22 protein-coding genes and 2 pseudogenes are annotated in these 24,125 nt (G+C 45.6%); 17 read left to right on the forward strand and 7 right to left on the reverse strand.

From position 1 onward, the window contains the following. Positions 1–208: 208 nt before the first annotated feature. The 3 genes from B9A32_RS12995 to B9A32_RS21770 all read right to left on the reverse strand — a co-directional run bounded on the left by B9A32_RS12995 (position 209) and on the right by B9A32_RS21770 (position 3,644). Complete coding sequence (locus B9A32_RS12995) at positions 209–2,626, reverse strand: type I restriction-modification system subunit M (protein WP_084069885.1); 2,418 nt, start codon at positions 2,624–2,626, stop codon at positions 209–211. A 116-nt stretch (positions 2,627–2,742) separates the two neighbouring features. Then, positions 2,743–3,045 (reverse strand): DUF4357 domain-containing protein, encoded by a 303-nt coding sequence (locus B9A32_RS21765; protein ID WP_212637926.1) that lies wholly within the window; start codon positions 3,043–3,045, stop codon positions 2,743–2,745. A gap of 17 nt (positions 3,046–3,062) precedes the next feature. After that, positions 3,063–3,644 carry a GIY-YIG nuclease family protein gene (locus B9A32_RS21770; RefSeq protein ID WP_212637927.1) on the reverse strand — a complete coding sequence of 194 codons (582 nt, stop codon included), beginning with the start codon at positions 3,642–3,644 and terminating at the stop codon, positions 3,063–3,065. Positions 3,645–4,312: 668 nt separating this feature from the next. On the opposite strand from B9A32_RS21770, the gene B9A32_RS13005 reads away from it, so the two are divergent. The 8 genes from B9A32_RS13005 (at position 4,313) to B9A32_RS22155 (ending at position 10,953) form a co-directional block, all read left to right on the forward strand. Further along, the gene (locus B9A32_RS13005; protein WP_084069886.1) at positions 4,313–5,650 is read left to right on the forward strand and encodes an IS91 family transposase; all 1,338 of its coding nucleotides are present in this window, start codon (positions 4,313–4,315) and stop codon (positions 5,648–5,650) included. A gap of 452 nt (positions 5,651–6,102) precedes the next feature. After that, positions 6,103–7,260 carry an acyl-CoA dehydrogenase family protein gene (locus tag B9A32_RS13010; protein ID WP_084069887.1) on the forward strand — a complete coding sequence of 386 codons (1,158 nt, stop codon included), beginning with the start codon at positions 6,103–6,105 and terminating at the stop codon, positions 7,258–7,260. A gap of 18 nt (positions 7,261–7,278) precedes the next feature. After that, positions 7,279–8,442: an acyl-CoA dehydrogenase family protein gene (locus B9A32_RS13015; protein WP_084069888.1), complete on the forward strand. Its 1,164-nt coding sequence runs from the start codon at positions 7,279–7,281 to the stop codon at positions 8,440–8,442. 402 nt (positions 8,443–8,844) lie between these two features. Then, a complete protein-coding gene (locus tag B9A32_RS21775) occupies positions 8,845–9,267 on the forward strand; it encodes a hypothetical protein (protein ID WP_212637928.1) in 423 nt (140 codons plus the stop codon). A 21-nt stretch (positions 9,268–9,288) separates the two neighbouring features. Continuing rightward, the gene (locus tag B9A32_RS21780; RefSeq protein ID WP_212637929.1) at positions 9,289–9,504 is read left to right on the forward strand and encodes a hypothetical protein; all 216 of its coding nucleotides are present in this window, start codon (positions 9,289–9,291) and stop codon (positions 9,502–9,504) included. Positions 9,505–9,545: 41 nt separating this feature from the next. Then, positions 9,546–10,145, forward strand: a complete 600-nt coding sequence (locus B9A32_RS21785; RefSeq protein WP_212637930.1) for a hypothetical protein — start codon at positions 9,546–9,548, stop codon at positions 10,143–10,145. Positions 10,146–10,350: 205 nt separating this feature from the next. Next, positions 10,351–10,713 carry a transposase gene (locus B9A32_RS13030; RefSeq protein ID WP_232367154.1) on the forward strand — a complete coding sequence of 121 codons (363 nt, stop codon included), beginning with the start codon at positions 10,351–10,353 and terminating at the stop codon, positions 10,711–10,713. Between the two features lie 45 nt (positions 10,714–10,758). Beyond that, entirely contained in the window at positions 10,759–10,953 is a 195-nt protein-coding gene (locus B9A32_RS22155; protein WP_232367155.1) for a hypothetical protein, read from the forward strand. A gap of 270 nt (positions 10,954–11,223) precedes the next feature. Here B9A32_RS22155 and B9A32_RS13035 read toward each other — a convergent pair whose 3' ends face one another. After that, positions 11,224–11,415 carry a hypothetical protein gene (locus B9A32_RS13035; RefSeq protein WP_084069890.1) on the reverse strand — a complete coding sequence of 64 codons (192 nt, stop codon included), beginning with the start codon at positions 11,413–11,415 and terminating at the stop codon, positions 11,224–11,226. Positions 11,416–11,787: 372 nt separating this feature from the next. Continuing rightward, a pseudogene (locus tag B9A32_RS13040) lies at positions 11,788–12,231 on the reverse strand (transposase); the annotation flags it as partial. A gap of 22 nt (positions 12,232–12,253) precedes the next feature. Between B9A32_RS13040 and B9A32_RS13045 the strand changes: the two are divergent. From B9A32_RS13045 to B9A32_RS13060, 3 genes and pseudogenes are all read left to right on the forward strand, one after another. Next, positions 12,254–12,583 (forward strand): annotated as a pseudogene (locus tag B9A32_RS13045) (transposase); the annotation flags it as partial. 91 nt (positions 12,584–12,674) lie between these two features. After that, a complete protein-coding gene (locus B9A32_RS13050) occupies positions 12,675–14,648 on the forward strand; it encodes a hypothetical protein (RefSeq protein WP_084069893.1) in 1,974 nt (657 codons plus the stop codon). 381 nt (positions 14,649–15,029) lie between these two features. Beyond that, positions 15,030–15,479, forward strand: coding sequence for an AraC family transcriptional regulator ligand-binding domain-containing protein (locus tag B9A32_RS13060; protein ID WP_139795823.1), 450 nt, complete (start codon positions 15,030–15,032; stop codon positions 15,477–15,479). Here the strand turns inward: B9A32_RS13060 and B9A32_RS13065 are convergent. Next, entirely contained in the window at positions 15,457–15,777 is a 321-nt protein-coding gene (locus B9A32_RS13065; protein ID WP_332308516.1) for a phosphomethylpyrimidine synthase ThiC, read from the reverse strand. The genes B9A32_RS13060 and B9A32_RS13065 overlap by 23 nt on opposite strands. Positions 15,778–15,951: 174 nt before the next feature. Then, the gene (locus B9A32_RS13070; protein ID WP_084069896.1) at positions 15,952–17,484 is read right to left on the reverse strand and encodes a sigma-54 interaction domain-containing protein; all 1,533 of its coding nucleotides are present in this window, start codon (positions 17,482–17,484) and stop codon (positions 15,952–15,954) included. A 343-nt stretch (positions 17,485–17,827) separates the two neighbouring features. Here B9A32_RS13070 and B9A32_RS13075 point away from each other — a divergent pair, with 343 nt between their 5' ends. From B9A32_RS13075 to B9A32_RS13100, 6 genes are all read left to right on the forward strand, one after another. Further along, positions 17,828–18,616 (forward strand): enoyl-CoA hydratase/isomerase family protein, encoded by a 789-nt coding sequence (locus tag B9A32_RS13075; protein ID WP_084069897.1) that lies wholly within the window; start codon positions 17,828–17,830, stop codon positions 18,614–18,616. Between the two features lie 114 nt (positions 18,617–18,730). Next, positions 18,731–20,395, forward strand: coding sequence for a long-chain-fatty-acid--CoA ligase (locus B9A32_RS13080; protein WP_084069898.1), 1,665 nt, complete (start codon positions 18,731–18,733; stop codon positions 20,393–20,395). 26 nt (positions 20,396–20,421) lie between these two features. Further along, positions 20,422–21,570: an acyl-CoA dehydrogenase family protein gene (locus tag B9A32_RS13085; protein WP_084069899.1), complete on the forward strand. Its 1,149-nt coding sequence runs from the start codon at positions 20,422–20,424 to the stop codon at positions 21,568–21,570. A 62-nt stretch (positions 21,571–21,632) separates the two neighbouring features. Further along, on the forward strand, positions 21,633–22,049 hold the full coding sequence (locus tag B9A32_RS13090; protein WP_084069900.1) for a Zn-ribbon domain-containing OB-fold protein: 417 nt from the start codon (positions 21,633–21,635) through the stop codon (positions 22,047–22,049). Beyond that, positions 22,049–23,215, forward strand: coding sequence for a thiolase family protein (locus tag B9A32_RS13095; protein ID WP_084069901.1), 1,167 nt, complete (start codon positions 22,049–22,051; stop codon positions 23,213–23,215). The genes B9A32_RS13090 and B9A32_RS13095 overlap by 1 nt, the downstream gene beginning before the upstream one ends. Positions 23,216–23,348: 133 nt before the next feature. Then, entirely contained in the window at positions 23,349–24,116 is a 768-nt protein-coding gene (locus B9A32_RS13100; RefSeq protein ID WP_084069902.1) for an SDR family NAD(P)-dependent oxidoreductase, read from the forward strand. Positions 24,117–24,125: the final 9 nt, after the last annotated feature.

Genomic DNA, 24,125 nt, shown 5'->3' on the forward strand with positions numbered 1-24,125 from the left:
GTCGCTTATAATATTGAAAGGTTCAGAATGCGCTCATCCCTTTCAGATGTCACGCAATTTCTTAAATATTCAAAAAAACTTAGGACTCACGAGTTTTAGTTTGAATATATATTTATTCGCTAATATCTCCCAATGCCCCGGTATCTCCCCAATCCACTCCACCCCGGAATCCTTATACACCTCATACCTTGGCATCATGAATTTTAGATCAGTCATGGTCCACCCCGGACACCTGAGCCACATCAACCCCTAAAATATCGGCAATCAAGCCTTCGGCCTGATGTTCCAGTTCCAGAATATCATTAGCCACAGCTTCCATGGACCGCAAGGGCTTATGGCGGTAGAAATATTTGTTAAAGCTGATCTCATACCCGATTTTCACCGAATCCAGATTAATCCAGGCTTCGGGAACATGGGGGGCAACTTCCTTTTTAAAAAAACCGTGGATATCTTTTTTTAGCGGCACAGACTCATGGTCGCGAAGATCAGTGCAGGGTTCAAAAATGAGGTATTCATCTTTTTTGCCGGCGGGTTCTTTGCCGTATGAGGGATAATACCCGAAATCAGGCAGATCCTTTTTTTCGCATCCCAAATGATCTAAAAGCGGGTTCAACTTGCTGTGGGGCAGTTTGACTTTCTTTTTGATCACCCGGCGGGCGTTTTCATCATACCAGGACACGGCATTGAGGATCTGTTTTTTCTGGGGGGCTGATAATTTGAGGCTCAGTTCATTGAGGGTTTTGTCCACCTGTAACTTGAACAGATTAAAATCCCTGTGTTCATCCGTACCGATTACCTCCATCAGCTTTTGGGCGGCATCAAAGAGTTTTAGCTGCTTTTTCCAGGTATCGGGGCTGAACAGCTTTTTCTTTTGTTTGGCATTCAGGGTGGTGCCATTGTCTTCACAAAGGGCCAGGATCTCTTTTTCATGATCTTTAAGAATTCCGGGAGTGTATATGCGGTTACCCCAATGGTCATATATCCATTGCATGGGCTTAGCCAATGTTTTGTCAAACCGCAACGGTGCAATACGGTCTTTGCTAAACCCGGCTGACCGCCTGTCCGGCCGTTCAATGGCCACTTTATAATATCCGAAATCATGGTTTTCAAATACCTTGGCACCCATGCCAAGATCTTCCCCGTTTTCATCTGTTTCAGGCTCAATGGGTTTCATGTCCATGCAGGCCGTAACAATTTCCCGGATATGCTTAGGAGAAAACTCGCAATTCTTGTTGCCCAGGTTTTTCCGTAATTTCCTGAAACACCGGGATGCATCTAAAAGCAGTACCTTTCCTTTTTTAGGGTCGGGTTTATTGTTGGACAACAGCCAGATATAGGTGGTGATGCCGGTGTTGTAAAACAGATTGTTGGGCAGCTGGATAATGGCCTCCAGCAAATCATTTTCAATGATATGGCGGCGGATATTGCTCTCGCCGCTGCCGGCATCCCCGGTGAAAAGGGAAGACCCGTTATGAACCGAGGCAATGCGGGAGCCGAAAAGACTGCCCTCCACAGGTTTTATCTTGCTGACCATTTCCATTAAAAACAAAAGCTGCCCATCACTGGAACGGGGCACGGCATCTACATCATGGGGCTGGCCCCAATAATCGTTGAGGCTTACCTTGAACCTGGGATCAATGACTGTGGCGCCATCTTTTATAAATTTTTGCTCACTGGCCCAGCTTTTCCCATACGGGGGGTTGGAGAGCATAAAATCAAACCGTTGTCCTGCAAATTCGTCTGTGGACAGGGTTGAGTTGGGAAGGATGCGGCTGGGGTCATTGCCTTTGATCATCATGTCTGACTTGCAGATGGCATAGGTTTCGTCATTGATTTCCTTGCCGTAGAGCCAGATATAATCATTGTCGTTTTTTTGCCCGGCCTGTTTTTGGATAAACCCCTGTGACTCTGTCAGCATTCCGCCTGAACCACAGGCTGGATCATAAATGGTGATCACCGGGGGCATGATATCCTTTACCGGCTCAAAGACCAGGTGGGTCATCAGCTCAATCACTTCCCTGGGCGTAAAATGTTCTCCTGCCTCTTCATTGTTTTCTTCGTTGAATTTGCGGATCAGTTCTTCAAACACATAGCCCATGCCAAGGTTGGTCAGGGAGGGCATGATATTGCCGTCCGGGTCTTCCTTGTCGTGGGGGGTCAGGTTCAAGTAGGGAGAGGTAAATTTTTCAAGGACATCCAGGAGCACATCCTTGGCTGCCATGTGGGTGATCTGTGCATTCAGGTTGAATTTTTCTATGATATCCTTAACATTGTCGGAAAATCCTAAAAGATACTCCTCGACATTGGCTTTCAGGATCTGCTGGTTGTTGGTGGCAGTCTGGTAAAGCTTTTTCAGGGTCCATTTGCTGGTATTGTAAAACACAAAGCCTGCGGCATCTTCAAGTCCCTTGTCATCCAGTTCTACCAGACCCATTTCATTTTTCTGAAAATCCACTTCCTTTAGGACCGATTCCTTGGAAGGTTCTAAAAGACTGTCCAGGCGGCGTAAAACCACCATGGGTAAAATAACATCCCTGTATTTTCCCCGGACAAAAATATCTCTTAAACAATCATCGGCAATGGACCAGATAAAGGATACCATCTTATTATGTACAGCGTGATTCATTTGCTTCCTGTCAACTTTTAATACATTGGTTTGAGTTCAAAATCTAAATCACCTGTGCTTGTACCATATCTCTTAACCCTGGGCCAGTTAACTTTAGAAACATAAACGCTATATTGTCATTTGCCTGAAAGTGATTCATCTTCAATTTGTTTCATTGTTTTTCCATTTGCGGCCTTCCAACTTTGAGGCCCGCTTCTGGATGTACCTGCGACGATGGCGGCAGCATAACTGGATGAACTGAGTAAAATATCAACAGCCGCAATGAGTTTTTCACCATTTTCCTTAATCGCTCCATCTTTCAGTAAGCGTGCTTTGATGTTGGCAAGTTTTCCAGGAATGCTGTCGGTATTTGTTTTTGAAAGCTCCGATCCTTTTTTAAGCACAAAACCTTCATCTGAAACAGCACCTTGGGCAATCAATTGATTTACCGTGAACGTTAGTTCACCGAGCAGGTCCAGGCCTGCTGTTTATTGCTGGATTGAGAGTTTAAATGGGTATTGTTCCTGGATTTTAGGATCGGTTCTAGAATTGAGTAACCCAGAACCCCTAAAACCATTCGGGCATTTTCAACAAATTCTTCCATGGCGTCACGATCTGCGAGTGGAAGACTTGATTCAGAAGGGATATTCCCATTTTCCAGCACATATCTGTCAGCTTGTTTAGATAAATCGACAAAAATGGATTCTAAATATTTTATATGTGCTTTGGTAAGATTTTCATCCTTACTTGTAAAAATGATGACCTCATTCCAGAATTCTTTGTTTCTATCGTGTGAAGTAAGACGATGGGCTACGTTTTCAGATTCTCCAATATAAGCCATTGGTTTTGAATCACCAAAACGATTTTCAAATAGAAAATAAATTCCCGGTTTTGCGGCCTCCGGCCACTTGGACAATTCATTCAATCGATTGCGGGGGCAGGCTATTGCATGCCCTGTCCAGTTCACAAGCTCAGCATATCTAATTCCTGTGACAGTCGCATCTGCCAAATAGACTCTAATGGACTTACCAATTGACACAGCACCTCCTTTTAATCGCGGTGCTGACCGGCACCGTGCGCAGATCAAGCAGACGGAGTCTGGTTGATCTGTGTGCGGTGTCCGGTCCAGTACCTTGTTCAGGCGCGGAGCGCCGGAACAAGGTGCTGGACGTAGTCAGGACCGCGATTCACGGCGGCGGAGCCGCCGTGAATGTTTAACTCACTGGCTTGTCCACGTGCAGTGGTTTGTTCAACGGCCCGGGGAAGTGGGGTGGAGAATTCACCTTAACTGCCGCTGAAGCGTTGTTTCGCTTTGTCCGTCATAACGCAGTTATGCGGCTGCGAAGCAACGCTTCAGCGGTAGCATAAAATCGGACAATTGTCCAGCCCGCCCCCGTGTGTCCGGTCATGAACGCCCGCAGTTAAGGTGCCTGTGTCAGTTTGAACTGCGTTGTTGGGTTGCGCTGCGCGCCACATGATCCTGGCTTTTACTGCGGGCGTTGGGTTGGCGCGGAGCGCCAACCCAACCACCAAAATCTGCGGTTTTATCCGCAGGATTTTTTTGTTGGATTGTTTCTAAATTTTGAGTTTTTGTTTATGTTTTTCATCATTTGTTGTATTTCTTAAACAAACCGTCTATGCTATACAACCATAATTGATTTTCAAGTGAGATATATTGAAAATCTTACCATTATTATGGGTTATAGTATGGCACAATCATCACCATATGATTTTGATATTTATCAGCCTCGTAATCCCAAAGCAAGCGCTTACTATAAATGCGTTGAAAATCACTTTGAAGAACTAGAGCAAGCATGGGATGATATGTATAAATCCCGCTATGGCTATTGGCGGACATATGTCATGACTGTGATTTTTAAATATCTGGATTGTGGTGATCTTCATTTTGGATTTGCCAGGGTGCGTTGTGAAGAATGCGGTCATGAGTATTTATTGGCTTTCTCTTGTAAGCGCAGGCAATTTTGTCCATCTTGCCATCAGAAAAGGGTTGTAGAATATAGCGAATGGCTGCTTACCAATGTCTTGAAAGATGTTCCCCACCGTCAATGGGTTTTCAGTATTCCCAAACGATTGCGGATCTATTTTCTCTATGACCGCAAATTACTGGCAAAGCTGAGCATTTGTGGATGGAAGGTGCTCAGTGCCTATCTAAAATCAGCTGTTCCATATGACGGTGCTGTTCCCGGAGCCAGCATTGCTGTGCAGACTTACGGTGATTTTCAAAATTTCAATCCACATCTCCACGCCATAGTTTCTGACGGCTGTTTTATAGATGACGACAGTTTCCGAATGGCACCAGCATTCATGCTTGAAGACCTGGAAGAGGCCTTTCAGTATGAAGTATTGAAAATGCTCAAAAAAGAGGGGAAAATAAATGATGCTGTTATCGAAAACATGCTTTCCTGGCATCATACTGGTTTCCATGTATATATTGGTGACCGGATTTATCCTGATGACAAAGCCGGTCTTGGTAATCTGGCCAATTATATTATCCGAGCCTGTTTCTCCCAGGAAAGAATGATCTATATTCCAGCAGAAGAATCAACTGACGGTATTGCCAAAGTGGTTTATACCTCCAAGGACAGAAAGTCCCGAAAAGTTTTCAATGCTCTGGACTGGCTGGCTCAACTGGTGACTCACATTCCCAATAGATACGAACAAACGGTTCGCTATTACGGTTTCTATTCAAACAAATCAAGAGGTTTAAGAAAAAAGGCTAATGCTGATGATAATATCCCGGCTATTATACCCAATGAGCTATCTTCCAAAGAATTCCGGCAAAATTGGGCTCGGTTAATTCAGAAAGTGTATGAATTTGACCCTTTGATTTGCCCAAAATGTCAGGGGCCTATGAGAATTATCAGTTTTATTGAAGAAATCGAAATTATAGAAATAATTTTACGACACCTTGGGCTCTGGGATATACACAATCATGACCCACCACAGCCTGATCCGGTTTATATCTCTGAATTGATTTACGATGATTCAGACTCCCAGGTTCCAGCCTTTGACTATTGGAGTTGATTCTTTTTGAAATTGAATTGTGGAATTATTGGTGAATTATGCGCAAAATCATCAGAGATTTGATAATTTTCGATCTTTTTCAATAAAATCCAGACTATTTCCATCCCTCCACTTAATGCCTATGTTTTATTTCAGGAATGTTAAGACTCAACCAGGCACTGGCACAACATGTTGTGCCAGTGCCTGGTTGAGTGCATATTTCAACTCTTAAATAATTTTTCATACTTTTCTTGACTAAAAGCATCTTCCTATCTGTAAATCTATACCGTTTCCTCCCCAGGTCTCAAATGACATATCATAATGAGGTAAGTGCACGTCGTTTTTTTGGTGGCACTGTTTTTGCTATACCTACTCCTTACTTTATATCATTATTTTGTTGTTATAGATCTGCTGCCGGTTTTACAGGATTTCTTTATTGGTGCCGGCATTGCGGGAAAAAATGGAGATGAGAAATGTTTGAACTGACCAAATATCAGAAAGGGATTCAAAAAGCGGCCCTGGAATTTGTAAAGGGCGAGTTGGACAAGGATCTCTCTTTTGAAATGGAAAAAGAGGGAAAATTTCCAGAAAAAATATTACGCAAGGCAGCCGAACTTGGATTCCTCGGGGTCCATTTTGATGAGACATATCTGGGCGGTGGCATGGGCCAGGTGGAAAACTGCCTTATCTCGGAAACCTTCTGCCGCAAAGACGCTACCATGGGCAAGGCATTGACGCTGGCGGGGTATGCATCGGAATGCCTGTTGCGCTTTGGCAATGACACGTTAAAGGAATCCTATCTTCCCCGTTTGCTGGATGGTGATATTTTTTCAGCAGGGTGTTTTTCAGAGCCGGGGATCGGGTTGAATTTTTTATCACAAAATACCATTTCAATCCGGAAAGAGGGCCGGTGGGTTATCAATGGCATAAAAAACAATGTGATGAACGGCATGAACGCCTGTTTTTACATTGTCCTTTGCAGGGATGGGTCCGAAAAGACATCCAGAGATGCCTTTAACATGATTCTGGTGGATGCCGAAAGCGATGGTGTTTCCCTAACGGATTCAGGACGAAAAATAGGCAACAATATGATCTCAACGGCCCAGGTATCCTTTAATGACGTTGCCGTTTCCGAGGATTGTCTGCTGGGAAAGCCGGGAAAAGGGCTTGAACAGCTGCGTTTGTTTTTCATTGAAAGCCACATTGCAAGTGCTGCCCAGGCAGTGGGAATTGCCCAGGGGGCCTTTGATCGAGCACTTGACCATGTAAAACAACGGGAACAGTTTGGAAAAAAACTGGCTCAGTTCCAGGCGACCCGGAACAAACTGGCGGACATGGCCACACGAATTACGATGTCACGGCTCATGACCTATACGGCCGCTGCCAAGTTTGACAAAGGGGATAAAAAGCTTGGGCACATTGCTGCCATGGCAAAGCTGAATGCCTGCGAAACGGCCATAGCTGTCAGTGATGAAGCCATTCAGCTGTTTGGTGGATACGGGTATATGGGCGAGTCTGAAGTGGAACGATTCTACAGGGATGCCAAGGCCACGGCACTTTTTGAAATCCCCGAAAGTTACCAGAAAGAGATCATCGCCAGTGAAACCATTGGTAAAATCCGGGCAAATTAAGAGAAGAGAGACAAAATCATGGAAATAATAAATTATACTGATGAACACCATGAATATCGACAGCGTTTCAGATCATTTCTGGAGGATGAAATTCTCCCCCATAAAAAAGAGTGGGATAATGCACAGTTGATCCCCAAAGAAACGTGGAAAAAAATGGGGAAGAACGGGTTTCTCTGCCCCGCCGTTGAAAAAGTTTATGGCGGGGCTGGTAAGGACTTTCTGCACTCGGTGATCGTCATAGAGGAGATTGCACGTGCAAATTATCTGGGACTGTTTGCCTATCTGCACAGCGAAGTGGTGGTTCCTTATATCTCTGCTTACGCCACAGAGGAGCAGAAAGCAGCATATCTTCCCGGGTGTGTGGTTGGCGACATCATCACCGCAGTTGCCATGACAGAGCCCGATGCCGGCAGTGACCTTGCCTCCATGGTCACCACTGCGGTTGAACAAGATGATCACCTTATAATCAACGGCAGCAAAACTTTTATATCCAACGGAGTTAACTGCGATCTCATTGTACTTGCAGCCCGGGACCCCCAAGAGAAAAATCCCCACAAAGCCATTTCCCTTTTTCTTGTGGAGTCCGACATTCCAGGGCTTATAAAAGGAGTTCAGTTTGAAAAAATGGGAATGCACAGCCAGGATACCACTGAACTTTTCTTCAATAACTGCAAAATTCCCTTATCCAGTCGACTGGGACCCAAGGGCGAAGGCTTTAAACTTTTAATGAACAAACTGCAGCAGGAGCGGCTTGTCTGTGCCGTCAGTGCCGTTGCCTGTTCTGAATTTTGTCTGGAGTGGACCGTTAATCATTTCAGACAGGCCCTTGCTGATAAGAGCCCCCTGGCACGGTCCCAGGCATCCCAGTTTGCATTGGCGGAAATGGTCACAGAACTCAAGATGGAAAAAGCTTTTGTAAATGGTCTTGTGGTCAGCCACATGGCCGGAGAAAACGTGATACTTGAAACCTCCATGGCCAAATTTTCATCCACGGATTCTGCCAAACGTATTTCCAGTCGCTGTATGGACCTACTGGAAGAGATGGGTGGCGTTGAAGAGGTTTGCCCTCTGGTGGATGCCTTTAATGATGTGCGGGTTCTATCTATCTATGCCGGTACCAATGAGATCATGAAGCAGATCATCGCAAAGGAGTTGTTGTCGTCATTAAAACCGCTTTGTTGATGCTTTTTGGACCCCCTTTGCAATGCTCTGATTTTGACATTGAAAACGAGGGACTGAACAAGGCGTTTTTCACTTCTGACTTCAAAGAAGCGGTGTTGTCGCGAGTGGAACGAAGACGCCCTGTATTCCAGCTATTCCCGCTGAATGCTCAATTCCCTGTAAATAGGACTTGTCAAAAAAATGTTTTCGCGCAATTATAAGGAAAAGTACTCTGATCATGTTCCTTAAAATTGGGGGTGTCCTATGAAAACAGGAGTGAAACTTACCCACAGTAGTTTAGTAGAATGTCTTTCCCAGCAGCAATTCCCGGGCATGGCTTAAAGCCCCACAGGCCGGGGTGTTTTCAATAAGCTTTCGTGATGATTCTGTACTTTCATTGTCTGTAATGCTATGACATATAGCATGAATCTTATAAAAAAAGTACCGCCCAAAGTCAGAAAACATTTGAGTGCAGATGCTCTTTTCTCTACTGTACATGGAAGTTTCGGAAAAATTGTTGATCACCGAACAAATCCCACTATTTCTCTTGCAGATTCTTTGATGTCAGCTTTTGCGGTCTTTTCATTGAAAGACCCGTCTTTACATGCTTTCGATGAAAGAAGACAATCAGGCGACCCCAATTTGCACAGTATTTATAAAATTGGTTCAGTCCCTTGTGATAGCCGTATGAGGGAGATTGTGGATAAAGTTGATCCAAACGATTTGGGAGGTACTTTTAAAAATATTTTTAACCAACTCCAAAAGGGAAAGGCTCTGGAGCCATTTGAATATATAGACGGATGTTACCTTTTGAGCTTGGATGGGACAGGCTATTTTTCTTCATGAAAAATAAAATCAGGTGCCTGTATGATGAAGACAAACAAAAAAACGGGTACGGTTACCTATTATCAACAGATGCTTGGAGGATCAATTGTTCATCCTGATTTTAAAGAGGTGATTCCCTTAAATCCGGGAATGATTATTAAGCAGGATGGGGAAACTAAAAACGATTGCGAACGTAATGCTGCCAAACGTTTTTTGAAAAATTACGTCAAGATCATCCTCGTCTCCCTCTTATTATAATAGAAGATGGACTAAGTTCGAATGCTCCCCACATCAAGGACTTGAATCGTCATAATTTGAATTTCATTCTCGGTGCCAAGCCGGGAGATCACAAATTCCTTTTTTCTTATGTGGCATCTGCCCATGAAAATGGTAAAGTGACTGAAATAAGATGTGTAGATCCTAAAGATCCTAAAACAACTCATTTTTTTAGATTTATCAATAATGTTCCTCTCAATGCCTCGAATCAGGATACATTAATAAATTTTCTTGAGTATCAAGAAGTTACTCCCAAAAAGACATCTACATTTACTTGGGTTACAAACTTCACTATTACTTCAGAAAATGTATTCAAAATTATGCGTGGTGGACGAGCCCGTTGGAAAATTGAAAACGAAACTTTCAACACTTTAAAAAATCAAGGCTATCATTTAGAGCATAATTATGGTCTTGGGGAAAAACATTTAAGCGAAAATTTTGGTAGACTCACGATGCTTGATTCCTGGTCGACCAAGTGCAACAATTATGTTGTGCTCTATTTTTTGCTATTTGGAAAAAATACAAATCCAAGCGATCTCTTTGGGAAAAAATACGATTTGTTTTCCATGCATTTCTCTTTGATTCAATGGAAGATTTGTATCGAGCTTTGCTTATTGGTATAAAAAGGAAGCCTGTAGAATTAATAGATTAGATTGTAAATTTTTTTATATTTGGAGAAAAACGACAAGACAGGATAACTGCGCCCTGTGGGCTTTTAAACAGTGAAAAAACGCATTTTATCAATTGAAAAACCCTTTGGAAATATATTTTTTGACGTTTTATTGTTGTACAATCGATTGAACTTGGTTAAGCAAACCCTTTGATGAGATGAAAATGGTTTGCCCGGGAACGGCTGGTAATTTGGCAAGATATATCATCAGAGCCTGTTTTTCTCAGGAAAGAATGGTTTATATCCCGGCCAAGAAATCTGAGGATGGTGTTGCCAAGGTTATTTACACCTCCAAGGACAAAAAAACCAGAAAAATTTTTAATGCTTTGGACTGGCTTGCCAGATTGTTGACACATATTCCCAGTCGATATGAACATACGGTAAGGTATTACGGCTTTTTTTCAAACAAATCCAGGGGTATGAGAAAAAAGGCAGATGCTGATGATACAATCCCAACAATTATACCAAATGAGATGTCTTCTAATGAAGCAAGACAGAATTGGGCTCGGTTAATTCAATAAATTTATGAAGTCGATCCTTTAATATGCCCTAAATGCCAGGGGTCAATGAAAATTATCAGCATTATTGATGATTTTGATATTATAAAACAAATTTTAAAACATTTGGCACTTTGGGATATCCGCAACCATGATCCGCCAGAGATAGAACCTGTTTATATTCCTGAATTAACATATATCGAAGATTCAGACTATGGTAGTTCAGGCTCCCAGATTCCAGTATTTGACACCTTTTGGAGCTGATATTTTTGAAATTAAATTGAGGGATTACAGGTGTCCTATACTCAAATTCAGCCATATTTTAATTTCCCTGGTCTATTTTAGCAACTCGTGAGTCCTAAGTTTTTTTGAAAATTTGCGTGACATCTGAAAAGGATGAGTAAAGTGGACCCCATGTCAAGACCGATTTTAACTTTTTTTAAGCTACATTTTAATGAAATATTTCCAGCCTGTCATGGTAATCCTCAACTATTCTGTCTGGCCAAAATTTGAATTGCTGAAATCATAAATCAATCATTTCTGAGGCTCACAATATTTAAAACCAGCCTTTTCCAAAATATCTTCCAAGACGATACCAGGCTCTCCTTTTGCTTTTAATTGGTCAAGCATCCATTTTTGAATACGAGCATTCACGTGAACCCGCTTGAGATGCGGGGGTAACTTTTGTTTTGGTTTTCCTCTGTATCCTCCACGTTTAGTCTGCATTTTATTACCTCATACTGTTTTCACAAGCCCTAAGACCCTTGTTAATCGGGCATCATAGAAAAGTGTGGCACGCTTTACAAAAAAAAGAGCTCATTTTCAGGTAAAAAATCAAAAGACTCTCCTTTTGCTTGAAATTATTTGCCCCCGTGATAGCATAGGCCCACCAGTTCGGAGGATAGGGTAATGCTGGGAAGCAACCCGAGCGCCGTAGCTGGTGACCGAAGCATGGGGCAGTGCCATTTTTCAGACTTGGCACTGCCTTTTCATTTCCTTCAGAGACTCATGCTTTGGTCCCTAATGCGTTAAATCCCGGGGGCATGGGGGCTGGCCCCCATTCAAATCAGATAGAATTCCTTTTTTTTAAAAAGCGGATCAGCGCTGATACCATATTGCAGGGACATCATACGCCAGGGACTGATGGGGTCTCTCCTTGTTGTAAAAATTCAGGTAATCCCGTAATGATCTATAAGCTTGAGGCATTGTTTGGTAATCTTTCAAGTACACCTCTTCATATTTGACAGATCGCCACAACCTTTCCACAAAAATGTTATCCAGAGCCCGTCCTTTTGAATCCATACTGATTTTGATATCCTTTGCAATCAATGGTGCCAGGAAGTTTGTTGCAGTATACTGACTGCCCTGGTCTGTATTGAAAATTTCGGGGATAGCAATATCCAAAGCCTCCTCCAGGGCCTCAATGCAAAAGGTATTTTCAAGCGTATTGCTAAGTCTCCATGACAATACGTATCTGCTATACCAGTCTATCACCGCAGTTAAGTACCCAAAACCATTACCTATTTTAATATATGTAATATCCCAATTATTCCGTTGTCGGAATAATTGGGATATCACATATTTGCCAGCCCGGGTAAAAGGGCGTTTTTTCTACCTTTATATGATCATGGACGTCTACAGCCGTAAAGCAGTGGGATACCAGGTCTATGATTGCGAATCTGGAGAGCTGGCTGCCGCTCTGATCACAGACACCTGTCATCAAGAAGAAATACAAGAAAATCAGCTAGTTCTCCACTCTGACAACGGTGGCCCAATGAAAGCCTTTACCATGCTTGCAAAACTGGAGTCTCTGGGGGTAGCGTCATCGTTCAGCAGACCCAGGATCAGTAACGACAACCCTTATTCTGAGTCGCTGTTCCGGACCATGAAATGGGGAGTGAGCTGACAAAACCTACCTTAAGGTGAATAAGCCCATGAAACGTTTCTCTTGACTATTTTTCCAGTTTAGACATAGGATTCCCCCCATGATAGAGCAATTTTCACAGTTTTCGGATATACTGCTGCCTAAGGAGCTGCTCAAACCGTTTCGGGACGTTGAGGAAGAGTACCTTGGTTCCTTCATTTCGGGACAGGCGAGCGTCCATAGCACTGATAGACGGAAACAGGAGTGTGTTATCGAGGGTCTCACTGAGCGAGAACGGTTATCTGAGCGAAAAAAGATAACAAAATTCTTGAGCAAACCTTGTGGCTGCGGGAATGACTGCCAGAAGAAGTTCACGGTTAGCGAGATTCTGGACGCACGTGAAGATTTCAGACAGATGTCCTGGAGGGAGCAACATAGCTTCATTATCGGCAAACTCCAATCGTTCATTCACGGAACTGCGCAGTCTAAATCCGCCCGCACATCCCAAACACGACAGCGGCAGAGATTCAACTACTGCATTACTGCGGATCGCCCGGTGTGCAGAAAATTTTTCCTCCTGTACTATGGGGAATCGATAGATAGATTGAAGAGACGGCAGAAGTACCTGATCGAGACAGGAACGGTGCCCCCTGCTCACGGTAACACAGGCAAGAAACCCAAACACGCTTGTTCAAGAGATGCCATTGAGGCGGTCCTGAGTTTCATTTCAAACTTCGCCGCTATCCATGGTCTTCCCGATCCGGGTCGAGATTTGAGGGCTGGCAAGGGCAAGTTGACCATCTACCTACCCACAATAATGAACTTCATGGCAATTCACCGGATCTATCGGAAAAGCATGCAAGGTAGCGATGGTCGGGTAGTTGAGTATCACGCTTTCAGGAGGCTATGGGTTGATAACTTTCCCCACATAGTATTCTCGAAGACCAAGAGCGATTTGTGCATGACGTGCGAAGAGCACAAAAAGCAGATCAACATCACCGCGGCAGCAGGTACTGAAGAAGAAAAACTTGAAGCTCTCGATAAGGCAAGGGAACACTTAATTTCTGCCATGAAAAAGCGTACTCATTATCGCCAATGCATTGAGGTCTCCAGGCAATCCTATTCTGCATTGATGGAGGGCGAAGAACAACAGAGCAAACCAGATATAATGCACTACTCTTGGGATTTCGCACAGCAAGTGCATTACCCATACGAGGATCATCAAGTTGGCCCCATCTACTTCAAGACGTCCAGAAATGCGCAGTTGTTCGGGGTCTGCTGTGAAGCTTTACCACGCCAAGTCAACTACCTGATCGACGAAGCTGACTTTCCTGGCAAAGGAGCTGATACAGTGATTGCTATGCTGCACCATTTTTTTGCGTGCTACGGCCTCGGAGAGCAGCACCTGCTGTTAACTGCTGACAACTGTACGGGGCAGAACAAGAACAATGCTGTTCTGCACTATCTGTTGTATAGAACAATAGCTGGCCTACACGCCAAAATAGACTGGTCTTTCATGTTGGTTGGACATACCAAATTCTCGCCGGACGCTTATTTCGGACTACTGAAAAAAAAGTACAGACGTTCCAGGACCTATACCTACAGGCAACTCATCAACATCATAAACACCTCTACAGTCAAAAAATGCAATGTCTGCCACCCTTACAGAGACGATGATGGGAGTGCCAGCTTCAGATACCATGCGTGGAGCAAATGGCTGGAGAAATACTTCCGGAAGCTGCCGGGGATAACCAACTACCACCATTTTTCAATGGACTCCAGGAATCCTGGAGTAGTCACCGCGAGACGCTACGTTGACTCTGAACAAGAGACCTTTGAACTGCTGAAGAAGAGCGTCGATTACTCTGCCCTATTAGACGGTTCTATCCTCCCCAAGGAAATCATCCCAGCAGGACTATCTCCAGAACGTCAGTGGTACCTGTACGACAAGATTCGGGAACACATACCCGATTCAGCGGACAAGGACGAGACAGCTCCTCTCCCAGCTATTACGCGTCCTACTAAGAAGCAGAATGCTAGCCCGTCACCAAACAACACAGCACTGCCAGCTGGGCTTGTTGTAAATGATCAATGAGACTATATTCCTTATTCACCTTAAGGTAGGTTTTGTCAGCTCACTCCCCATTTTTGTTTTGGCAGAAACTTTTTATAAAAAAAGTTCTAACACCATGAAATTATTACAAGCAGTTCAAAACGCTCTCGTCATAACCCAATTCAAGTATATAAGTCGGTTGTTGTGCTGGCGGGTCATGGTTACGGATATCCCAATGATCCAGGTGTCGAAGAATTTTTTCTTTAATGGCCAACTCTTCAATACATAATTTTGGATTATTACAGAAACTTGGGTTTTGATGAAGAAAATGGACATAAAGCGGCCAATCAATGGGGTGTATCCTTTTTTACGGTTTGCCAACGACAGAGGCGTAGACAAGAAACTAATTCTTGAAGGGCGAACCTGGATGAGAATGACTTTCTATATTCGAAAAATGAAATTTCTCTTAATCAGGAATTAACAATGGCGCTCAACCTGATCGAACAGTTTTCTGCTCCTGAAACGGCCCTGGACCTTGGGAAATGTTACTATGCAAGGGACCATGACCTTTTGGGGAATATGATGGAAGTAGCTCCAACTATCGGTGATATTATATCTTGCTGGACTGACCATTTTGCTCTTTTGCATACGCATTGCCGAATCATTCCTGAAGCCAACAGAAAACGAATCCGTCTCTATGTTCCCCAAAAATATCCTTTTTATATTTTTCCGGAGGAACTCGTTATCTTTTTACTCGAGCGTGACTTCAGCGCAGGCATATCAATTTTTGAAAAGCGTTTGCCGGGAGTTATGCAAAAGATTAACCCGTCAATATCATTTTCTCATGCTCTCAGAACTTCATTAGAAAAATAGAAACATAGTACGGGGCATTGCCGGACATTCTTTTTTCCAGCATAATATTGCCTTCAATCTCATCCAAAGGTACATGGCCAAGACCCTCCACCATCATCTGGCATCCTTTTTCCCGGCCGAGTTCAGCCAGTTCACAATTTATGATCATTTCTGCCATCTGGGCACGGTCATGGCTGTCATGTATGGCTCCAGCCCGAATACCGTTACCAAGGGAAAGTACAGCATCATATTTTTTCATCAGATCGTATACCCGGTCAAATTGTTCGTACAGAGGATTTTCTTTCTTATTGGCATCCATTCATGCAACCATATAAGTCCCGCCTTTGGAGGCAAGGCCGCCGTGGTGAAAGCCCTGTTTTCTATATTGTTGTCGATATTTCTGATCAATTTTGTCTTGATGACAGATTGTTTGCAGCTAAGTTAGACAATCTACGAAAATGTTCATACTATTGGGGTTGCAAAAGCAAATCTCCTAATCCTGACGAACGGTTTTGTTGACTGCTATGCCGAGTTTCTTCATCCGGTTCCTCAACGTGCTGGGATTGATTGACAAAAGCTCAGCAGCCCCTCCTTTCCCATTGATTTTTCCCTTCGTGACCGCAAGGACGGATCGAATATGATTTGCAATAATTACATCAAGGGGCAGCGGCAAAGCCGGGCTGGTTCTATTGTCGGCTTGAGGAAGTTCTTTCATCGAGTTCAATTGAAGGTCACCAAAAGACAAAAATTTTTTTTTATTGAGAATCAGTGCTCTTTCAATTGTGTTTTCCAACTCACGGATATTGCCTGGCCATTCATAGGCCATCAAGAGAGCTACTTCGTCCGGCATCACCTGGGGGGGCTTCCTGAGCTTCATTTCGTTGGCCTTTTCAAGGATAAAATGCTCTACTAGTGCCGGAATATCTTCCGGTCGATTCCGCAGTGGTGGAATGGTAATTGGAAATACATTCAGTCGAAAAAAGAGATCTTCACGAAACGTCCCCATCATCATCATTTTTTTCAGGTTGCGGTGTGTAGCCGCAATTAACCGGATGTCCAGATTCACGTTATCCGTTCCGCCGACTCTCTGGATCTCCTTTTGCTGCAAAACTCTCAGCAGCCTTGTCTGCGCATCGGGTGCCAGTTCTCCAATTTCATCCAGGAATATAGTGCCGCCTTGAGCCCGTTCAAAGATTCCCCGTTTTCGGGCGACAGCTCCGGTAAACGCACCTTTTTCATATCCAAACAACTCACTGTCTATTAGATTGGGTGGAATGGCACCACAGTTGAAACTTATCATTGGACCGTCTTTTCGGGGCGACAAATTGTGAACGGCTCCTGCGAAGATTTCTTTTCCCACACCGGTCTCTCCAAGCAATAAAACAGGGCTGTTCAAGGGAGCAACGTGCTGCACCAGCTGCATGCTAGCTTTAAGTCCAAGTTCACTTCCGATCATTTTCTGACCAACCCGTCGTTTCAACTCACTCTGAAAATAGCGACTGTCATCTGCAAGAAGGTCCTTGAGACGCTCGGCTTCCCGATGGCGCATACTGTTGGTCAAAGCAACAGCAACAGGCTTGTTCAGCACTTTCAAGAGCTCAAGATGCCGGGAAGAAAATTGATCAGGGTGTTTGCCGGCAACCACCAACACGCCTAATAATTTCTTTCCAAGAGTGAGATTCATGATGATGCCTGCCATATCCGTGCATTTCATATAAGCAGCAGCTTCCCGTGTTCCCTCGTAGTCCCCTAACCGTTCAACAAGCCAAGCCCCCCGGGAAGGGCCTCTTTCTATTCCTTTCATGACATTATCAGGAATTTTGTTTTTGAACGAGCACTTCTTTCCGACGCTTGTTTTTGCATATGCTACCGTTTCGAGAAAGCCGGTATCCTTCTTGTAAAGATGAAGAGAAAGCAAATCAGCCGGTATGTACTTACGTATGCTTAACAGACAACTCCGGAGCGCGTCTTCGATATCGAGGCTTCCGCATATGGCAAGTGTTGCATCCCTGAAAAAATTTTCCATCGCCCGTCTCCTCTGATTTTTGGAAGCAAAATAAAAAATTAGGTTGTATACGATAAATTTACCGAATATGATAATAAAATTTATCTTATTTGGCAAGGCTATATTTGACACAGAGACACACAAGATGCTTGCAAGTTAATAACCAAATGAAATTATTACATAATTTTTTATTGCAGCACGGTTGGCACACTTAGTGAAAGGACCATATTAAAAAGAGCATAACGATCCATGGATGCATAGGGCCTGGCCTTTTGACAAGCAGTTGTTTTAGCATTTAAAAAATCGATACGGTTCGATAGTGCTTTTTAGCTGATTCATCCAAATATGCCGAAAAGGAAAAAAAATGAAATATGAAACAGTCCGATACGAAAAAGATAAAAATTTGGCGGTAATAACGATTACCCTTAACCGGCCCGAACATATGAACGCCATAAGTATTGAGATGCTGGATGAGCTGAATCTCTTGACAGATTGTATGGCAAACGATTCGGATATCGCCGCTGTCATTATCACGGGCGGTGATAAGTGTTTTGCCGCAGGCGCGGATATTTCTCAGGTGAGTCGGCTTGACTCCCCTGTTGATGCCCACGCGTTTGTTTCCCGCGCCCAGATGGTCATGGAGAAAATCGAAAGGATCGAAAAGCCGGTGATCGCTGCAGTCAACGGGGTCGCTTTCGGAGGGGGATGCGAACTGGCCCTTGCGTGCGATATCCGCCTCGCATCGGAAGACGCTTTGTTTGCCCTTCCCGAGATCAAAATCGGCGTTATTCCCGGTGCTGGCGGCACCCAGCGTTTGCCGCGCTTGATAGGAATGGGAAGGGCCAAGGAAATGCTGTTTTCAGGAGATCCCATCAATGCTCAGGAAGCCTACCGGATCGGCCTGGTTAACCGGATCTTCCCGGCAGGGTCCCTGATGGATGAAGCTGTAAAACTGGCTGAAAAGTTTGCTGGTCGGCCACGCCTGGCACTCAAGGCGAACAAGACTGCTGTCTCCACAGGCATGGACATGGACCTTCAGTCAGCGCTGGCCTATGAGGCCCGGTGTTTTGAACTCTTATTTTCGACCGAGGATCTTAAAGAAGGCGTGCAGGCATTCATGGAAAAACGCAAACCTGTGTTCAAAGGCAGATAACGGCGGCTGAACAGTTTTTTAGTACCCCGTTAAAGCATTGGCGCGATACCTTGGTTCATCCACTCGATGAACCAGTAACAAATAAAAAACACTTTAAAGCAAAGGAGAATGAAAATGAGTTACACGATTATTGACGGTTTTCCCTCCACATCCGGGGACAATTATCCCCTGAATACCTCCTCCATCATCCGAGGTGCTGCCCAGACCTACCCGGAAGTGGAGATAGTATCCCGGCAAATAGACGGGACACTTTTCAGGTATAACTACGGACAGGCGTACAAGAGAATTCAGAAACTGGCCAACGCCTTGAAGAGGCTCGGCGTCAAACCCGGGGACCGGATCGGTGTAATGGAATGGAACACCTACAGACATTTTGAACTCTATTTTGCCATTTCAGGCATCGGCGCCGTGGTGCTCCAAATGAACCTTCGCTTATCCCCTGTTGACCTGTCTTATGTGACCAACCACAGTGAAGCCCGTTTTATTTTTGTGGGCGACAGCCTTTTGCCCAATATTGAGGGGATTGCCGACAAGCTCGAAACAGTGGAAGGATTCGTTGTCATCACCGATCAAAATTTGGGAGATATCAAAACCAACCTGCCGTCCCTTAAAAGCTACGAAGTTCTCCTGGAAGAAGAGGCTGCCGAATTCGAATGGCCCATGATCAATGAAAATTCTGCTTATAGCGCCTGTTATACCACGGGAACCACTGGAAAGCCTAAAGGTGTGTACTATTCCCACCGCTGTATCTATGTCCATACAATGATGATGACCAGCAGCCTCAGGCTGGGATTGACCGATGTGATCATGCAGACGGTCCCGATGTTTCATGGCCAGGGATGGGGTGTCTGGTTCTGCGCGCCTCTGGTCGGGGCCAAACTTGTTTTTACAGGCCGCTACACCATGGAAACCACAGACATTCTGGTGGACCTGATGATATCTGAAAAGGTGACCTTCAACAACGGCGCTCCGGCAATCTTCATGCCGATGCTCGAATATATCCGCACTTTGCCGGAAAAACCGGACTTCACAGGTCTTCGCATGATCTCCGGTGCCACCGAACCGCCGTTGTCAATGATGCGTGGATACTGGAATTTGGGCAAGGCTGAAGTGATTCACGCTTATGGGGCCACTGAAACGACGCCGATTGTTTTAATGAACCGATTCAAACCGACTATAAAGGGCTGGACCCAGGAACAGGAATGGGCGAACCAGAGCAAACAGGGACTGCCTGTGATCGGGCTTGATCTTAAAGTCATAGCACCTGATGGTAAGCAGGTGCCCACCGATGGAGAAACCGTCGGTGAGATTCTCATCCGCGGCCCATGGATCACCACCAGTTATTATAATGATTCGCGCACCCCGGATTGCTTTGATGAGAATGGATACTGGAAGAGCGGTGATGCCGCCACCATTGACGAGCATGGATATGTCAAGATCACGGACCGGTTCAAGGATGTGATCAAAAGCGGTGGGGAATGGATATCATCCATTGACCTTGAAAACGCCATCATGTCACATGACGACGTTATAGAAGCCTGCGTCATCGGCATTGCCCATCCTCAATGGCAGGAACGGCCCCTGGCACTCGTCGTTCTTCGGGACACGGCCAAGGAAACCGTCTCCAAGGAGGATATCCTTGGTATCATCGGCGATCATTTCGCCAAATGGCAGCTTCCGGATGATGTTATTTTTCTGGATAAACTTCCGAAAACCGGCGTGGGAAAATTTGACAAGAAATTAGCCCGGTCACAATACAAAGATTTCTATTCAGAATAGTAACCCACTTTTTTAGGAGATAATACATGGATTTCAACCTTACTAAAGAACAGCAGATGATCCGTCAGGAGGTCCGTAATTTTGCCCAGAAAGAGATCGCTCCCCGGGCTGAAGAAATTAATCGATCTGGCGAATATCCTTATGATATCATTGAGCAGATGGCAGATATCGGCCTCATGGGCATTCCTTTCTCCGAGGAATATGGGGGAATGGGCTCAGACTGGGTCAGCATGCATCTGTGCCTTGAAGAAATTTCCAGGGCCGACGCTGCCTTGGGCGGCCTTCTTGACGTCACCACCAGTGTCGTTGCTCAGGAGATCGATGCATTCGGCACGGAAGCGCAAAAGAAAAAATGGCTGGTTCCCCTGGCCCAGGGAAAAGAGATCGGCGCCTTCGGCCTGACCGAACCGGACTCCGGCTCCGATGCCGGGGCTCTGCAGACCACAGCGGAATTAAAGGACGGCGAATGGGTATTGAACGGCACCAAGCAGTTCATTACCAATATCGGACTTGATAATGCCTCTGTGATGCTTGTGGCTGCGAGGGTTATTGACGGCGACAATACCGGTACCATATCGACCTTCATTGTTCCCAAGAACGCGCCAGGATTGAAACTGGGCGATCGTTACCGGAAAATAGCATGGCACCACTCTGCCACCCATGAAGTGTTCCTGTCCGATTGCCGGATTCCTGAGGAAAACCTTCTGGGTGATCCCAAACGAGGGTTTGCCCAGCATCTTACAGTGCTCGAGACTGGCCGCATCAGTGTCGCGTCAATGGCTGTGGGAGTCGCCCAGGCATGCATGGACGAAGCCCTGAAATATGCAAAGGGACGGAAGCAGTTCGGCCGACCCATATTCGAATTTCAGGGGATCCAGTTCAAACTGGCCGACATGGCCGTGGGCATCGAACTGGCAAGGAACCAGTATCTGAAAGCCGCATGGTTGAAAGACCAGGGAAAACCTCATGCCTTCGAAGCTTCGGCTGCAAAGCTTTTCGCCACAGAAATGGCCGAGAAGGCTGCCAGTGATGCCGTTTCCATCCATGGCGGATACGGTCTGATGGAAGAATATCCGGTTTCTCGGTACTATAGAGGAGCAAAAATCCTTCAGATCGTTGAAGGTACTTCGGAAATTCAGCGCCTGATTATCGGAAGAACACTGACGAGAAAATAAAATAAAATAGGGGCCGGGTGGATAGAGCACGGTCCCAGAAAAAAAGAAAGGTATAAAAACCAATGAGAAATGAAGTAATTTTTCATTCCGAAGCCTTGGAAAAAGAAGGCAACACCCTGGTTCAGATGGGGTTCAGGTGCGATGCCTGCGGAAAAACATCCTACCCAGTATATGAGCTTTGCCCTTTTTGTTCCTCTGGAGAAGGCAGCAAAACTCCCTTGAGCAATACAGGCACCCTGTTTTCCTATTCTGTCACCCGGGTTCCTGTAGGCCCCTTTAAGCCGCCGATTATCGCCGGCTATATAGACCTGCCCGAAGGGACCCGTGTATTCGGACAGATTCGCGCAGATGTCAAGGCGGTCAAAACAGGGATGAGCCTGAAGGTGGAAACCGGGACGATTTGGACCGAAAAGGACGGAACGGAAGTGATCGGTTACTATTACACCCCTTGCGGGAAAGAAAAAGGAGGTGCGGAATAATGCGTGATGTATATACTCTGGGTACTGGCCAGACAATTTTCGGCAAGCACGACAACAAAACCGTAAACGAACTGGGGGCTGCTGCCGCTATGGCCGCCGTCAGAGACGCGGAAATCCTTCCCAAGGAATTGCAGACCGCTTATTGCGGCAACATTTACGGCCCGGCTAACGTCGTCCAGTCCACACTCATCCGTCTGGGTATCGGTAAGATCCCTATGTATACGGTGGAGAATGCCTGCGCCAGCGGATCAAGTGCCGTGCATCTGTTGCACCGGGATATTGCCTACGGGGTGTGTGATATCGGTATTGCGCTTGGCGTCGAGTCCCTCTCTGCCTATAACAAAAAATTCGGTAAGGGGCTGATCGGAATAGAAGGTGACATGCAAGCCAAGCTGTCCCTGACCATGCCGTCATTCTTTGCCATGCTGTGCAATCGCCTGATGGAAGAACGTGGGGCAACCCTGGAAGATATCTGTTATCCGTCAATTAAAAATCACAAGAACGGCGTAACCAATCCTTTTTCCCAGTATAAAAAGGAGGTCACCTTTCAGCAAATTATGGATTCCCCCATGATCGCGGATCCGATTACCCTCCTCCAATGCTGCCCCCAGAGCGATGGGGCCGCCGCTGTGATTCTTTGCAGCAAGGAATATTATAAAAAGTTCAATCAAAAAACACAGCGACCGGCAGTCAAGGTTGCGGCATCGGTCATTTCGGTCGGTAGCGCCGAAGATTCCTCTTGTGACCCGCTGGCCCAGGAAACAAATATAAGAAGTGCGATCAAAGCCTGTGAAATAGCAGGGGTTGAGGCGGGCAAGGATATCGATGTGGTTGAAATGCACGACGCATTTTCCGGTGAGGAACTGTCGGCCTATGAGATGCTTGGACTCTGCCCAAAGGGTGAAGGTGTCGCTTTTGCACGCGCAGGTGCTGCGGCAATGGGTGGCCGCTGTCCAGTCAACCCCAGCGGCGGTCTGCTGTCAATGGGTCATCCGTTGGGGGCTTCCGGTGTTCGTGTAGTAGCTGATATTGCCCGCCAGTTGTGGGGTGAGGCCGGAACTAATCAGGTCGAAGGTGCAAAGGTGGGTATGGCCCAGATGTTGGGAGGCGTATTATCCGGGGTTGATTCCCCTGTGGTTGCCGGAATTCAGATCCTGACAAAATAAGCAGAAGCGCCAATTAGATAATTCTTCGTGACCTATCAGACAGTCGAATCAAATTGAACCGGCTTGAAGAAAAAGGGATGGAGTCTGGCTTGTTCATGTGGAAAAGCCAGCAGTAACTGAAAGGAAAATGAAAATGAAAATGAAAAATTGTACGGCAATCGTTACCGGCGGGGCTTCCGGACTGGGTGAGGCCACGGTGAGAAGAATCATCGGGGCCGGCGGAAATGCCGGAATACTGGACCTGGATGAAACCCGCGGCCAGGCCTTGGTTGATGAATTGGGGGACAAAGTCACTTTTTTTAAAACCAACGTTACAGACACCCCTTCTGTAACGGCAGCTGTGAATGGAACCGCAGCCAAGTATGGTGGGCTTCACATTGCCGTGAATTGTGCGGGCCTGGGTATCCCCATGAAGGTTCTGAGTAAAAAAGGACCGCTTCCCATTGAAAAATTCGAACTGGTTATCCGGGTGAATCTCATTGGGACCATGAATGTCATGCGGCTGGCAGCTGAAAAAATGACAGAGAATACCCCGGCAGCAGACAATGAAAAAGGCGTAATCATCAATACGTCCTCCACCGCAGCATATGACGGACAGATCGGTCAGGCAGCTTATGCATCCTCCAAGGCCGCCATTATCGGCTTGACCCTTCCGGTGGCAAGAGAGTTTGCCGATTACGGCATCCGGGTGATGACCATTGCTCCGGGACTCTTTGATACGCCGATCCTGGATGCCATACCACCGGAGTTCAAACAGGCCCTGGCGGATTCCGTACCGTTTCCAAAACGGCTCGGCTATCCGGACGAGTTTGCCATGCTGGTCGAGCAGATTGTGGGAAACCCCATGTTTAACGGGGAAACTATAAGGTTGGATGGCTGTATCAGGATGGCAGCAAAGTAATCAGTGTAA

The organism is Desulfocicer vacuolatum DSM 3385, from assembly GCF_900176365.1.
GTDB classification, from domain to species: Bacteria; Desulfobacterota; Desulfobacteria; order Desulfobacterales; family Desulfobacteraceae; genus Desulfocicer; species Desulfocicer vacuolatum.